Source organism: Pseudoalteromonas sp. P1-11, from assembly GCF_001399995.1.
In the GTDB taxonomy this organism is placed as follows: Bacteria; Pseudomonadota; Gammaproteobacteria; order Enterobacterales; family Alteromonadaceae; genus Pseudoalteromonas; species Pseudoalteromonas atlantica.
Genome location: NZ_LJSP01000002.1, coordinates 270,747 through 285,481 on the forward strand (window position 1 = coordinate 270,747; position 14,735 = coordinate 285,481).

The 14,735-nt window shown below is 41.0% G+C and carries 14 protein-coding genes; 9 read left to right on the plus strand and 5 right to left on the minus strand.

Annotated elements, in window-relative coordinates:
- The first annotated feature begins 6 nt into the window (after window positions 1-6).
- From rimM to tyrA, 4 genes are all read left to right on the plus strand, one after another.
- Window positions 7-543 (plus strand): ribosome maturation factor RimM, encoded by a 537-nt coding sequence (gene rimM, locus AN390_RS03915; protein ID WP_004587326.1) that lies wholly within the window; start codon window positions 7-9, stop codon window positions 541-543.
- Window positions 543-1,310 carry a tRNA (guanosine(37)-N1)-methyltransferase TrmD gene (trmD, locus tag AN390_RS03920; protein WP_004587325.1) on the plus strand — a complete coding sequence of 256 codons (768 nt, stop codon included), beginning with the start codon at window positions 543-545 and terminating at the stop codon, window positions 1,308-1,310. Before rimM ends, trmD begins: the two co-directional genes overlap by 1 nt.
- A gap of 33 nt (window positions 1,311-1,343) precedes the next feature.
- A complete protein-coding gene (rplS, locus tag AN390_RS03925) occupies window positions 1,344-1,703 on the plus strand; it encodes a 50S ribosomal protein L19 (protein ID WP_004587324.1) in 360 nt (119 codons plus the stop codon).
- Between the two features lie 251 nt (window positions 1,704-1,954).
- Window positions 1,955-3,088, plus strand: a complete 1,134-nt coding sequence (tyrA, locus tag AN390_RS03930; protein ID WP_055253187.1) for a bifunctional chorismate mutase/prephenate dehydrogenase — start codon at window positions 1,955-1,957, stop codon at window positions 3,086-3,088.
- A 104-nt stretch (window positions 3,089-3,192) separates the two neighbouring features.
- Here tyrA and AN390_RS03935 read toward each other — a convergent pair whose 3' ends face one another.
- Window positions 3,193-4,350, minus strand: coding sequence for a chorismate mutase (locus tag AN390_RS03935; protein ID WP_055253024.1), 1,158 nt, complete (start codon window positions 4,348-4,350; stop codon window positions 3,193-3,195).
- A gap of 358 nt (window positions 4,351-4,708) precedes the next feature.
- Between AN390_RS03935 and AN390_RS03940 the strand changes: the two genes are divergently transcribed.
- Window positions 4,709-7,723, plus strand: coding sequence for an EAL domain-containing protein (locus tag AN390_RS03940; protein ID WP_173644025.1), 3,015 nt, complete (start codon window positions 4,709-4,711; stop codon window positions 7,721-7,723).
- A gap of 12 nt (window positions 7,724-7,735) precedes the next feature.
- Here the strand turns inward: AN390_RS03940 and AN390_RS03945 are convergent, their stop codons facing one another.
- On the minus strand, window positions 7,736-8,065 hold the full coding sequence (locus AN390_RS03945) for a translation initiation factor (protein WP_024031864.1): 330 nt from the start codon (window positions 8,063-8,065) through the stop codon (window positions 7,736-7,738).
- A 129-nt stretch (window positions 8,066-8,194) separates the two neighbouring features.
- Here AN390_RS03945 and AN390_RS03950 point away from each other — a divergent pair, with 129 nt between their 5' ends.
- From AN390_RS03950 to AN390_RS03965, 4 genes are all read left to right on the plus strand, one after another.
- Window positions 8,195-8,500: an STAS domain-containing protein gene (locus AN390_RS03950; RefSeq protein WP_004587319.1), complete on the plus strand. Its 306-nt coding sequence runs from the start codon at window positions 8,195-8,197 to the stop codon at window positions 8,498-8,500.
- Window positions 8,500-10,149: a fused response regulator/phosphatase gene (locus AN390_RS03955; RefSeq protein ID WP_055253025.1), complete on the plus strand. Its 1,650-nt coding sequence runs from the start codon at window positions 8,500-8,502 to the stop codon at window positions 10,147-10,149. The genes AN390_RS03950 and AN390_RS03955 overlap by 1 nt, the downstream gene beginning before the upstream one ends.
- A gap of 56 nt (window positions 10,150-10,205) precedes the next feature.
- Window positions 10,206-10,865 carry a GAF domain-containing protein gene (locus tag AN390_RS03960; RefSeq protein ID WP_055253026.1) on the plus strand — a complete coding sequence of 220 codons (660 nt, stop codon included), beginning with the start codon at window positions 10,206-10,208 and terminating at the stop codon, window positions 10,863-10,865.
- A gap of 80 nt (window positions 10,866-10,945) precedes the next feature.
- Window positions 10,946-12,136: an amino acid aminotransferase gene (locus tag AN390_RS03965; protein ID WP_004587316.1), complete on the plus strand. Its 1,191-nt coding sequence runs from the start codon at window positions 10,946-10,948 to the stop codon at window positions 12,134-12,136.
- Between the two features lie 265 nt (window positions 12,137-12,401).
- On the opposite strand, the gene AN390_RS03970 is transcribed toward AN390_RS03965, so the two are convergent.
- From AN390_RS03970 to AN390_RS03980, 3 genes are all read right to left on the minus strand, one after another.
- A complete protein-coding gene (locus tag AN390_RS03970) occupies window positions 12,402-13,247 on the minus strand; it encodes a Tim44 domain-containing protein (RefSeq protein ID WP_055253027.1) in 846 nt (281 codons plus the stop codon).
- Between the two features lie 160 nt (window positions 13,248-13,407).
- Window positions 13,408-14,160 (minus strand): DUF3379 family protein, encoded by a 753-nt coding sequence (locus AN390_RS03975; protein WP_024031868.1) that lies wholly within the window; start codon window positions 14,158-14,160, stop codon window positions 13,408-13,410.
- Window positions 14,160-14,717, minus strand: a complete 558-nt coding sequence (locus tag AN390_RS03980; protein WP_039972214.1) for a sigma-70 family RNA polymerase sigma factor — start codon at window positions 14,715-14,717, stop codon at window positions 14,160-14,162. Before AN390_RS03980 ends, AN390_RS03975 begins: the two co-directional genes overlap by 1 nt.
- Window positions 14,718-14,735 lie beyond the last annotated feature (18 nt).

The following is a 14,735-nucleotide window of genomic DNA, read 5'->3' on the forward strand; positions in this document are numbered from 1 at the left end:
GTAACCATGAGTCAAGAGAACACCTCATCAATTATTGTCGTAGGAAAGCTCGGTGCCCCATATGGTATAAAGGGCTGGCTTAAGGTACATTCATTTACTGATGATCCCCAAGGGATCTTCGATTTCAGCCCGTGGTTGATAGGGCAACAAGGTAAATGGCAGACCTTAGAAGTGGTCGACTGGCGTCGCCACAACAAAGGCTTTATCGCTAAAATTGCGCAAGTAAACGACAGAGACGAAGCAATGGCTTATACCCATGCAGAAATATCTGTTGATTCAGCGCAATTACCAGAACTCCCGCAAGGCGAGTTTTATTGGCGAGATCTCATTGGCATGTCGGTTGTAACTGATAAAGGTTACAATTTAGGCACTGTTGATGACCTGATGGAGACAGGATCGAATGACGTACTGGTTGTTAAGGCAAACAGTAAAGATGCATTTGGTCAAGCTGAGCGTTTGATTCCTTTTTTAACTGATTCAGTAATTAAAGAAGTTAAATACGAAGCGAGAGAAATTACCGTAGACTGGGATCCTGGGTTTTAATGACTCAAACTAGTTCATTATGGGTAGGGGTGATAAGCCTTTTCCCAGACATGTTTGATGCTATTACACACCAAGGTGTCACTGGTCGCGCAGTGAAAAATGGCTTAATTGACTTTAACTGCTGGAATCCACGTGACTATGCTTTAGATAAGCACAGAACCGTAGATGACCGTCCTTACGGGGGCGGCCCAGGTATGTTAATGATGGTTGAACCATTAAAACAAGCCATTCTTGACGCTAAAAAAGCGGCAGGTGATGGCGCAAAAGTAATTTATATGTCCCCGCAAGGGCGCAAATTAGATCAGCAAGGGGCTAGCGAACTCGCAAACTCTGAAAAGCTGATTTTGATTGCCGGTCGCTATGAAGGTATAGACGAGAGAATAATAGAGTCATACGTTGACGAAGAATGGTCAATTGGTGATTTTATTTTGAGTGGTGGTGAATTACCTGCCATGACATTAATTGATGCAGTAGCGAGATTAGTGCCAGGCGTGTTAGGTCATAACCAGTCAGCAGAGCAAGACTCATTTTCGGATGGCTTGCTAGATTGTCCTCACTATACACGGCCAGAAACATTGGACGACAAACAGGTGCCTGCTGTACTACTCAGTGGAAACCACCAAGAGATTGCAAAATGGCGGCTTAAGCAGTCATTAGGCAGAACTTGGCTACGACGTCCTGACTTGTTGCATAACCTAGCTCTGACTGAGGAGCAAGCGGTATTACTCGCACAATTTCAGCAAGAGTACCAAAAAGCTTGTGGCTAGAAGACAGTTACACCTAGGAAAGTGAGAAACATAATGGCAAAAGTAAACCAAAATATTATTAAAGCGCTTGAAGAAGAGCAGCTTAAAACAGACGTACCAGCATTCGGCGCTGGTGATACAGTAGTTGTACAGGTACGTGTAAAAGAAGGTAACAAAGAGCGTCTACAGGCCTTTGAAGGTGTTGTAATCGCTAAGCGTAATCGTGGTCTTCACTCAGCATTCACAGTTCGTAAAATTTCGAGCGGTGAAGGTGTTGAGCGTGTATTCCAAACGCACAGCCCTCTTATTGATAGCGTAACAGTTAAGCGTCGCGGTGCGGTTCGTCGTGCTAAGCTTTACTACCTACGTGAGCGTTCTGGTAAATCTGCACGTATTAGAGAAAAACTTAACTAATACGCGCTGTTTATCAACGCAAAGAAAACGGGTTGCAGCCTCACGGTTGCAACCCGTTTTGGTTTTTAAGCATTAAATAACATACTACCTCTTCACAAAAGCATCCCTCAGTATTACGTAATCTTCACTCGCGTTGCTACATTAGCCTTTTAACCCATACTTGATCCTGTTAGTATTTAACGTATTGATTAGTTTACTTAAATGTAAATATATATTTACGAAATGAGTTGTTTATAGGTGGAATGAGAAACGTGGCTGAATTAAGTGATTTATCACAATTACGAGATGGCATAGATGAGTGCGATGCGCAATTAGTTGCTTTACTTGCAAAGCGAAATGCAATAACCCAAAAAATTGGTGCTATTAAGCAGCAAAATGGCGCCCCCCTGCATGCCCCTGAAAGAGAAGCTGCTTTGCTCGCTGCTCGTCGTGATGAAGCGATTAAACAAGGAGTCAGCCCTGAACTTGTTGAAGACATATTAAGGCGCATGATGCGCGAAGCCTATCAAAACCAACAAGCTAAACTTGCCTGTGCAGCTCCTGATTTATCACCTATTGTAATTGTAGGTGGGCAAGGGGCAATGGGCCAGTTATTTGCTCAGCAGTTTATTCGTTCAGGTTATGAAGTTAAGATTTTAGATAAAGATCAGCAAAACGATGCTAAAGCCATTTTAGCTGGCGCAAAATTAGTGATGATCAGCGTGCCTATCAATGCACTTGTGGCCGTTGTTGCTAAGCTACCTAAACTTGATGATGACTGTTTGCTTGTTGACATTACCTCAGTTAAGCAATCACCCATTAAGGCATTAAAGGCGGCGCACTCTGGGCCCGTTGTTGGCCTGCACCCTATGTTTGGCCCTGATATTTCTCACTGGGTTAAACAAACTGTTGTTGTGTGTGAAGGCCGAGCGCATGATGCTGCAAAAGGCTTACTGCAGCAGTTGCAAGTATGGGGTTGCCAACTTGTTGAGCTAGATGCTAAAAAGCATGATGAAGCTATGCAAATAATACAAGTAATGCGCCACTTAACGACCTTTGTTTATGGGCAGTTTTTAGCAAAGCAAAGCCATACGCTTGAGGAACTAAGAAGCTGCTCGTCTCCTATTTATCAGTTAGAGTTGATGATGGTAGGGCGCTTATTTGCGCAATCTCCTGAGCTATACTCAGATATAATGTTGGCCCAGTTTGATAATGTTGAGAGTTTATTAGCGCAGTATCAAGAGACCTTTGCACAAACTCTTGAAAAGCTAAAAGCGGGAGATAAAGGCGCACTCATCGATGCATTTGCTGATGCTAAAGCGTATTTTTCAGACTCTACCGCGCACTTTTTAACGCAAAGCCGTAGCCTGCTAAATAAAGCAAATGACGCCAAGGTATTAGATTAAAAGGGTTAAAAATGTGTAGTTACTTAAGCTATACGTTGAAAGCATTTTAAATGAGCGATTAAAAAAGGGCCTACTTAGGCCCTTTTTAGTATTTGCGTGTTAGGTTAGGTATTTACACTCACAGCTTGTAAAGACTCACTTTGATAACAGCCTAAAACGCGCACATATTGAGTATGCTCTTTTAGCTCCTCTAAGGCATGTTGTACTTGGCTATCGGCAAGGTTTGCCTCTAAGTCTACATAAAACACTTCTTCCCACGGGTTACCCGGTACAGGACGAGACTCTAGTTTAACTAAGTTTATTTGATGTTGCTTAAACACCATTAACGCATCAGCCAATGAACCTGCTTGTTGTTTAGTAGCCATTATAAGGCTGGTTTTAGTCGGTATTTGTTTAGATACTTGCAGAGGTTTGCGCGCCACAACGATAAAGCGGCTGTGGTTTTCACTTTGATTCGCAAGGTTTGATTTAATCACTTCAAGGCCAACGTTTTTACCTGCCTGCGCTGAGCCAATAGCCGCACTATTTGGCGTATTTAAAGCTGACTGTAGAGCACTTGAGGTTGAATCACAGGTTTCATGTTGTAAATCACCGAGGCCTTGTAAAAAGCGACTACATTGAGCAAATGGCTGAGGATGAGCATAAATTTTGGTTAATTGGCTTAATTCAGTATCTGGGGTAGCAAGTAAGCAGTGCTCTACACTGTGTGTAACTTCACCTACAATTGATACTTGAGCATGTTGTAATAAATCAAATACTTCGTTAATACTGCCCGAGCTCGTGTTTTCTATAGGCAGCAAACCAAAATCTGCTTGGCCATTTTCTACTTTGCCCGTAATTTCATCAAACGAGGTACAGCCAATTTCGACTAACTTGCCAGGGCGGCGGCTAAAGTATTTATGACATGCTAGTTGACTGTACGTGCCTTGCCCGCCTAAGTAAGTAACGCGATGTGTTTCGCTTAATGCATCGGGGTTTAAGTTTTTTTGCAGCATGGCTTGCTGATGCAGCACAGAGTCTTCCAAAATGGTTTGAAAAACGTTATTTACATAATACGCATCTAGACCAAGCGACTTGCCATAACCAATCAGCTTTTCGAGTAAGGCTAGTTCGCGCGCTTCATCACGAATCGGTTTGTTATTCGCAATTTTATACTCAACAACACCGTGGCTAATACGGCGGCGCTTAGCTAATAACACCAATAGATCAGAGTCTATTTCGTTAATATCGTGTCTGAGCGCGTTTAAAACATCGTTGGTCATTTTGGTTTCCTCATTCCAAAAATAAGTTGCTTAGTGCAACTAAAACAAAAAAGCCTCCCAAGTGGGAGGCTTTGCTATTCGATTGATTTTATCTCACAAACAGTTCAGCCTCTTTTATATAAAGAAGCTAAAAAAAGAAAAAAAAGTGCAAGATAAGATAATTTTCATGCTGTTAATGTATGAGGTGTTACTAGCAAAGTCAACAAGCAAGCCAGTTTAAATAGACATAATGAATAATTATCAGCTCCTAGCTAACATTTAGATAAAATTTACAAATAGTTTATAAATATGAATAGGGATCTGGTATATTTCAGGTATTAGCTAAAAATAACAACAACTAAAATAGTAAGGTTGGCCTGTGGTGTATAGACGCCCTCCATCGCGTTTTGGACTAAATTCTTTAAGTGTAAAGCTGTCGTTGCTTATATCTGCAATTTGTTTAATTGCCGGTGTGTGTGCTGCCGCGCTGATGCTTAAATCTGAAGAAAAACAATTAGTTTTCGAAGAGCATGAAGTACTTAAAAGCTCCACCGAATTACTTATCAGGCAATTTGACGCACTAATCAAAACAAAATCAGCCGTTGCCAAACAGGCTAATAATGTTGTGTCGGAGCAGCTATTTAGTGATAGTTCAGCAATCAATTTATCTAACAAAACCCAGTTACAATTTAATAGCGACGGCACTATACGCAGTGCATCGAGCGACGGCCTTTCAGCCGCATTTCTTCCTCAGCAGCATTATTCTCCTTTTTATAAGCGTTTATTTAATAACTCAGAGTCGTTATGGAAAGTCATTTCACCAACCTTAATTCACGACTTTTTTAATTTTTATATGATCACCAAAGACGATTTCATCCGTGTCTCGCCTCCCAATTGGGCGTTAAACGCACCGGCTGAACTCAGAGGCTCTAATGGTGCAACATTTAAGTATGTACAAAGTGATTTAAACCCCAGCAGAGAACCTGTGTGGTCTAAGGTTTATTACGATAAAGTATGGCATAAATGGGTTATTAGTTTGCTTGTCCCCTTGTATGTTGATAATGAATTTTTAGGGGTGACCGGCAGCGATATAGATTTAAACACGTTGATTTCATTTTTACCTGTGGGCGATAAAGAAAAACATTTACTGGTATTTGATAAAAAAGGCCAACTGCTTGCGCACCCGAGTCTTAACCCAGCGCTACAAGCAAGTTATGGCAGCAAAGATAAAACAATAACAACAAACGAATTTGTTAATCCGCAATTGCAAGCCATTATAAATGAAGCAATTACCATGAAATTACCAGAGTATGCTAATTCGTTTGTACAAAACGATGAAGCACACATTATTAATATTCGTAAAATTGATAAATTAGACTGGTATATTGGGGTTTATAAAAAACGCTCATCAACGCTCTCTGCTCTGCAAGATTTAAAACTGAAGTTTTTTGGCTTGTTTGTGCTTTATGCGGTCTTGGTTGCCTTATTGTTACACCAAGCGCTGTATCAGCTAGTGCTTCGCAGAATTCACACATTAGTACATGCAGTTACTGGCTTTGGTAAAGGGCAATTACTAACCGAATTCCCGCCAGAGAACAAAGACGAAATAGGCACGCTAAACGGCTCATTTAGAGATATGACCGTAGAAATTCGTAAGCTTATAGATGGGTTAAACCAGCGAATTACAGAAAAAGAAATTGCCGAGAAAGCCGCTAATAGGCTCTCTAAAGCCGTTGCCTTCTCAGGAACCGGTGTGGTGATCACCGATGAAAACTTTGTTATAGAATACGTTAACCCCAAAATGCTTGAGATGACAGGCTACCCAGAGAGCCACTTTAACCGCGCGCCGCTGTTGAATATTATCGCATCTGAGATGGCCATTTTGGTTGAAGATATCAATATCGACCTTCGCAGTAGAAACTACTGGCGTGGTGATACCTTGATTCAGGGCAATGATAAACAGCCTATTTGGGTATCGTTAAGTGTTTCTCCTATTCGCGAAGATGGCGGTGAGATCACCAGTTATGTAGCCTCCGCACAAGATATTTCGTTTGTTAAAGAAAGCCAGCGCAAAATGGAGCAGCTTGCGTACTTTGACACGTTAACGGGCTTAGCAAACCGAACATTTTTTAGAATGCAGCTGCGTAAATCAATGGCTTTGGCTGAGCGCGGCCATTATGCGTTTGCACTTTTTTACTTTGATTTAGATGAATTTAAGCGCATTAACGATACGTTAGGCCACGATGCAGGCGATCAGTTACTAATTGAAGTTGCTAACCGCCTTAAAGCACGCTTACGCGCCGAAGATACAATTGCCCGCCTAGGGGGCGACGAATTTGCTGTATTACTCAGTGGTATTGAAAGCCAAGAGCATGCCAGTGATGTCGCAAATACTATTCAAAAAACACTTAATGTGCCTATAAAGCTTGGCAATAACGAAGTAATAGTCAGCGCTAGTATTGGTATTACAATGGCCCCTTACGATAGCCTAGAAGAAGATCAGCTTTTAAAACATGCTGATTTAGCAATGTATGAGGCAAAAGCCAAAGGGCGTAATACTTACCACTTTTATAGCCAAGAGCTTAACGCGGCTGCCAATGAAAGGCTGTTCATTGAAAACGAATTACGCCATGCGATTAAAGAAAAACAGTTTGAGGTTTATTATCAGCCGCAAATAAACTCTTTAACTCAGCACGTTGTAGGCTATGAAGCGCTACTACGCTGGTTCCACCCAGTAGAAGGGCTTATATCGCCGACCAAGTTTATTCCTATTGCTGAGGCAACAGGGCTCATTGTGGAACTCGGTGAGTGGGTATTACAGCAATCGTGCGAGTTTGCCGTGCGTTTAGCGCAAGCTGGACGAGATAACAACGTATCTATTAATTTATCGGCACGTCAGTTTAAAGACGCTAATTTAGTGCCCATGCTCAGCAGTATTATAAAACAAACAGGGGTAAGTGCTAAGCGGTTACACTTGGAGCTTACCGAAAGTATGCTAATGGGCAATGTTGAAGCTGCCATTACGCAGTTACACGAACTAAAAGCACTGGGTATTTCAATATCGATTGATGATTTTGGTACTGGTTATTCGTCGCTAAGTTACTTAAAACGATTCCCGGTCGACATATTAAAAATTGACCGCTCGTTTGTAAAAGATATCCCTGCAGATTCTAATGACATGGAAATTACCGCCGCTATTATAGCCATGGCGCAAAAGCTTAAATTAGACGTAGTTGCAGAAGGGGTTGAAACGATTGAACAAGTAGAGTTTTTGCAAAATAATAATTGTTATATTGTGCAAGGGTTTTATTACAGCAAACCGATTGCTGAGAGCGAACTGCCAGCGTTATACAAAAAACTAAACGATACGCCTAACATTGCTAGTAGCAAATAAAAGATTGCGGGTTTAGCCACCCGCAATTTTTACTTTAAATTTAAGGGTTTCTAAAATCCCTTTTAATTTTTCGCGATCATCGCCTTGAACTTCAATAATGCCTTCTTTTACCGCGCCACCTTGGCCCATTTTACTTTTTATGGTTTTAGCTAGCTTTTTTAGATCGTGCGCTTTTGGATCTATACCCACAACCAACATCACCCCTTTACCTTTTCGGCCCTTAGTTTGGCGCTCTATGCGGATAAAGCCATCTTTAAATAGTTTTGCAGTGGGTTCTTGCTCAACCTTTGGCTGGCTAATTCGGCCCATATCGGTTGAATATACTAAGCGGTTATCACTCATAATTTACCTAAATAAACGTTTTTATTGATGTATGAAATAATAACAAATTTGCTGGCGAGTGTTTTTATTTTTGCTAAATACTTTTAACAGGTTATATTTAGGTCAAAGGAAATATTATTGGAGTTTATAATGAGTTTAACAAAGAGTTTATCGGTTGATGAAAGTACTTTAACGATACAAATTAAAGGCAAATTTGACTTTAATTTAGTGCAATCATTTCGCCAAGCCTATGCCCAAATTGAGCCTAAAACAAATAAAGTGATTATCGATTTAAGAGAGACCGACTACATGGATAGCTCTGCTCTTGGTATGTTGCTTAACATGAAAAAAACCATTGAAAGCCAGGTACAAACAATAGAGATCAGTAATTGTCAGCCTCAGCTTAAAAAAATACTGCAAATATCACGTTTTGATAAGAAGTTTGATATTAACTAATGACCCACGTACTTATTGTTGACGATCAGGCGCTTAATCGCATCCTGCTCGAAAAAATGCTGCTCGAAGAAAACTATAAAATATCAATTGCGTTTAACGGCCTAGAAGCACTTGAGGTGTTAGAAAAAGAAGCGATTGATATTGTTCTACTCGATGTACTTATGCCGGTAATGGATGGCTTTGAAGCTGCAAAGCTGATAAAGCAGCGATACAACGACGTTTATCTTCCCATTATTTTTATTACTTCGCTTGAAGATCAAAGCAGCTTTGAGCGTTGTTTAGAAGTAGGCGGGGATGACTTTATTCAAAAGCCGTTTGAAAAAGTAATTTTAAACGCAAAAATTAAAGCGCACAGTCGTACGCGCGAATTAAGTAAAAAAGCCCATCAACAAAACTCCTTACTTGAGTATCATCGCAATCAAATAGAGCGCGAGCACGAAATAATTGAGCACATTTTTAATAACTCGCTCGAAAACCAAGATAAGTTTAAAGACCATTTAGACTTTAGCCTTTCTCCTGCTTCTATGTTTAACGGTGACATGTTTTTAGTCGCGCAAAGCCCAATAGGCAATCTATATTGCATGTTGGGTGATTTTACCGGGCATGGGTTAGCGGCCGCGATTGGAGCATTACCTGCCTCACGGGTGTTTTACACTATGGTGCAAAAAGGCATGGCTGTTAACGATATCGCCTCTGAGATCAATATATTACTGCATAACTTACTGCCAGAGCACATGTTTTGCGCGGCGACTATTATTGAGCTCAGTGCCTCGGGCAAAAGTATTTCAGCCTGGCTTGGTGGCTTACCAGATGCGTACTTAATAAATACTGATGGTGAAGTAAAGCAAACGCTTGAGTCGCAACACATGGCACTGGGGATTTTAGACAGCGATGAATTTGAATATGAGCTAATTAATTTAGAAGTTGATAAAAACACCCGCTTGGTGCTTTCAACCGATGGCATAATAGAAACTAACAACGACGCCGATATTTTTTATGGTGAGCAGCGCTTTTTAGCAGCACTTAAAAGCAAGCCGATGATCAGCAGTCAGCGTGTTATAGATAATGTAAATACCTTTGCCAATGGCAGTGAGCAATTAGACGACTTAAGCTTAGTGCTGCTTAATTGTTTGCCGCTAACCCCAGAGCCTGAGGCCAAAGAGGCGTATTCTAATTTGGCATTTAACTTTTCACTTAGCTTGAACGCGCAGCAAATTAAATGCACAGACCCTGTGTATGATGTTGTTAATGTATTAAGCAGTGTTGAGGGGCTTAGGTCGCATCGCTCAAATATATTTTTATTGCTTTCTGAGGCGTATAACAATGCACTTGATCATGGTGTGTTAGGCCTTGATTCAGACATAAAAAAACAAGACGATGGCTTTTTTAAATACTATGAATTAAGAGAGCAAGCACTGAGTAAAATGAAAGAGGCGATGATTATTATTGATATGCGTTATTGCCCAGATACCTTGTGCTTGTACTTTATTATTTGTGACTCGGGTAGGGGGTTCTCAAGTGACTCCTCTACACGTACCGAACTCAACGCAGAGTTTGGCCGTGGCTTATCGTTACTCGAAGAAGTGGCAGAAAAAGTCACGTATAACGCAAGTGGTAACCAAGTCGAAATGTGTTACAAGTTGCTATAGCTCAGAAAAAATTTCCATGTTATTATCTAGAAAATTTTAGATGTATGGATGGCCAAATGATTTCTTCTTACCTTGATATTGCGCAATTAAATATAGACCCACAATTAATTGCCAAAGAGCTAGAGCAGCTAGAACAGTATATTGCTGCAAGCGCGCTGCCGTCTGTACGTTGGGAATATCAAATTCCTGAACTCGGTGAAGGCGGTGCGTGTAGTTTGTTTGGTTATTTACAAGATGAGCCATTTAAACTTACTGATCACGTGAGCGCGACTTCTCAAAACGAGCAAAAACTAGCAAACCTACAAAATATAGTTAATTACATAGAGCAGCAAACACAGGTCGATTGGTATGGTATTTATCAAGCGGTTGACACTGAGCAAGGTCCGCAATTATTAAAGCTGGCGTATCAAGGTGCGCCAAGCCGTCCACTGTTTCCTCTTACTGAAGCATTTGCAGCAGGCAGCAATAATGTACAAGTTGCATTGTCTAAGCGCGGGCGTGTAATTAACAACGTAGAAAACTATTTAGCACAAGGTGGCGAGTACTATACGTGCGACCCTAAAGTGAAAGCTGAAACCTGTTTACCCTTATTTAATGAGCAACATGAATGCGTCGGTATTATAGATGCAGAGGCATTTAGTAACGACTTTTTTGATAGCCGTACACTGGCTGTATTAGTTGCGTGCTGCATTAAAATTCCTCACTTTCTAGTGTAAATATCACTAGCCAAGAAGGTAAGCTTTTATGTTAAGCTTACTACAACAGCCAACCCCTAATTAATGATAAGAGATAGCTAATGTTCTCAGAATTAAAACCATTACCAACAGATCCTATTCTTGGCCTTATGGCAGCCTATAAACAAGATACAAACCCTAACAAGATTGATTTAGGTGTAGGTGTCTATAAAGATGAGCAAGGCAACACACCGGTATTAAAAGCGGTAAAAAAAGCTGAAGCATTTCGTTTAGAAAACGAAACAAGCAAATCTTACATTGGTTTAGCGGGTAACTTAGACTACTGTCAAAAAATGGAAAACCTATTACTAGGTGAGCATCAAGCACTTTTAGCAAACCGCGTACGTACTGCACAAGCACCAGGTGGTACAGGTGCACTTCGCGTTGCCGCTGAATTTGTTAAGCGTTGCAATAAAGACGCAACAGTGTGGGTAACTACGCCAACATGGGCAAACCACATTAGCTTGTTTGAAGCTGCGGGCTTAAACGTTAAAGAATACCCGTACTACGATTACGAAAACAAAGATTTATTGTTCGACGACATGATAAACACCCTTAAGCAAGTACCAAAAGGGGATATTGTGCTACTTCATGCTTGTTGTCATAACCCAAGTGGTATGGACTTAAACGAGACACAGTGGAACACAGTTGCTCAGCTTGCAAAAGAAGTTGGCTTTACACCACTTATTGATATTGCTTACCAAGGCTTTGGCTCATCACTTGAAGAAGATGCACGTGGACTGCGCATTTTAGCTGATGCAGTAGAAGAGCTAATTATTTGTTCATCATGTTCTAAAAACTTTGGTTTATACCGTGAGCGTATTGGTGCGTGTTCAATTATTGCAAAAGACACTGCAACCGCAGATATTTCAAATTCAGTGCTATTAAGCGTTGTTCGCAGTATTTACTCAATGCCTCCAGCGCACGGTGCTGACATTGTAAACACTATTTTAAGCAGCACAGAGCTTACACAAATGTGGCACAGTGAGCTTGATGAAATGCGTAATCGTATTAATGGTTTACGTAGCTTAATTAAAGAAAGCTTAGCAGCAAAAGAGATAGAGCAAGACTTTTCGTTTATTGAACGTCAACACGGTATGTTTTCTTTCTTAGGCATTAATAAAGAGCAAATTGCGCGCCTACAAAAAGAATACGGTATTTACATTGTTGGTTCTAGCCGCGTAAATGTAGCGGGTATTAGTGATACTAACATTGAGTATTTCGCAAACGCCGTTGCTGACGTTTGTAAATAACGCTTTTACTTAGCAGTAATAAAAAACCGCCCAGCCTAAACTTTAGGCTGGGCGGTTTTTTTAGCTGTTATTTATACCAATTAGCTAATACCAATCCGCAATAATACTTAATTATTTTGCGGGGCTAAACGTGTCGCTACCTGCGTTAAAAAGCTCTCATTTAGAACACCTAAATAGCGATTTTTTTGCAGAGCTATCAACACGTTTATCTACTCTCAAAGTAGATCACTTAATTAAGCGAATTGGTATAACTATAATTACAGCACTATTCGCTATCGATTAAGTCTTCTACGCCTACAATCAGCCACGGTGCATCTGAGGTGGTAGCACGCTCAAGGTGCCAAATCTCTAAAATAGGCTCTTCTTTTTTATCGTCTAAGTCGCGGTATTTGCCTTTAAATTGCACACTTACTTGCCACGAATTTGCTGTTGTTTCAGCGCGTACAAGCTCGGCATCAATAAACATCACCTCAGTCGCTACCCGTTCAATCGCTTCGCGCTCAGTTTTAAACTCTTGAGCTAACGATGGGCTTAAATACTCAGCCATCGTGGCGTAATCGGCATTATTCCACGCAGTTTGCATAGTGTGATAGTGGCTACGTGCGCCTTGTAAAAAGCCATTTACGTCAAAATTAGGGGGTAAATTGAAAGGTACTTGCTCAGTGTGTGCGCTTTGCTGGGTAAAACCACTGCTGGTAGGTTGCTCTGTGGCTGCTTGCTTAAAAGCAGTGTGCCCCGTAGCGTGAATACCGGCTAATTGCGGGGAGTGGCGAGCGCGCATAAACCCCGTAATAAGTTTAAACAAAATAAAGGCAACGCCTGCTAATAAAATAATTTCTAATAGCTGCATGCCCTCAAAATTATCTCCTAGCATAGCGGCAATTAAACCGCCGGCTAACAATCCGCCTAATACGCCGGCCATAATGCCTTTTTTACTGCTTTTTGTCTTGGCTGCAGGTGCTGTGGTATCGGCTTTTTGCTTTTGTGTGGTTTGTTGTGTTGCTGGGGTTGTACCGCGTTTACTACTACCAAACTTTTTGCGTGCGTGTGCATCAAAACTTGCTGTACACAGTAGTGCAAGTAATGAAAATATAACGATGATGTTCTTCATGTAATTCCCTAAGTTAAACTGAGCGGTGAGTATAATTAACTTTTCAGTAAAAATTAATAATTACATTTAAAATCAATTGTTTTGGATGAAAAATGAGCGCAGAATAGGCACAAAAAAACCGCTCAGTGTTACTCAGCGGTTTTTAGTCGTTAAGCGCTAGTTACAGCCAGCGAATAGCATTGGTAACCCGTTCGTTGTAAACGTTAATTGGCGCGCCGGTATTAGCCACTAAAATAGTATCGGCTTTGTCGCCTCGATTAATATGACCTGCAAAGCGCGCATCATGAAAATCATCTTCGCCAAACCCAAACGACTTATTCTCAGAAGGAACAATAAAGACCGTCATGGGGCCAAAGTCCGACTCAAAAATTAAGTGCAGACCTTTTTCGCCTTTAAAGTCGCAAAACATCGCATAAGTAATTTTACCTGGCAGCTCTTCTATATGAGCGCCTAGCAGTGCAAGCTTATCGTTAACGCTTTGTAGGCTAATAGCATTGGTTTTTTCAAGGGCGGTAATTTCATGGTAAACATGGGTTAAAGCATGTTCGCCTGCTTCATGGGCAATGTGTTGCTCTGTGCTAAAAAAGAATGCGCCAATAGCTACAAAAAAAGACGCGGCTAGGGCTAAGTGAACACGGTCAAACTTAAAACGTGAGCGTGCATCTACAACGTTATCCCCAGTTGCTTGCTCTTCTTGCATTGCTTTTTCTTTTAACGAGGTGTTTAAAAGAATACGCTCAGCAAGATTGTCAGGCACAGGCACATCTAACGCATCTTGAATTTGTTTATCAAAGTCTTTCATATCGCTTATAAAGTTTTGTCGCTCAGAGCTCTCTTTAGCAAACTCTAAAAGCTCCTTATCTAAATCGTTTGGCTGCGCAATAGTGCGTCGACGAAACTCAAGTTCATCCATTATTTTGATGCCCCTTTAAGTTGTTCATCATCACGGCTTAAAGCCTCTTTAAGTTGGTTTCTGGCACGGTACAAACGAGTCATAACCGTGTTTTTATTTAAATCGAGAATCTCTGCTATTTCTTCACCAGAGCACCCCATAACAACTTGCAGAAGTAAGGGTTCTCTGTATTCATCAGATAGCAGCGCAATTTGGCGTTGGATAACCGTTTGCTCCATTTCATCATCTAACGAATGGCTGGTTTCATCGACAAGTGTATCGTTTTCTACATCGCTGTAGTCAAACTGCTTGCGCTCAAAGCGACGTGCATTTTCTCTGCGCAAAATAGTCAGCAGCCACGGCTTGGCGGCTTTTTGATCCAATAATGAGTCAAGCGAGCGCCAAGCACGTAAAAACGTTTCTTGTACTAGGTCATCTGCAATATGTGGGTCACGGCATAACCAATAAGCAAAGCGATAAAGCTCCTTATTATATACATGGACCAAGGCTTCATAGCGCTTTTGTTTCTCTGCCATATCAACTAAGACCTGATTATTTGATTTTTTCTTTCCAAGCATAAGTACTTTTTTAATTAA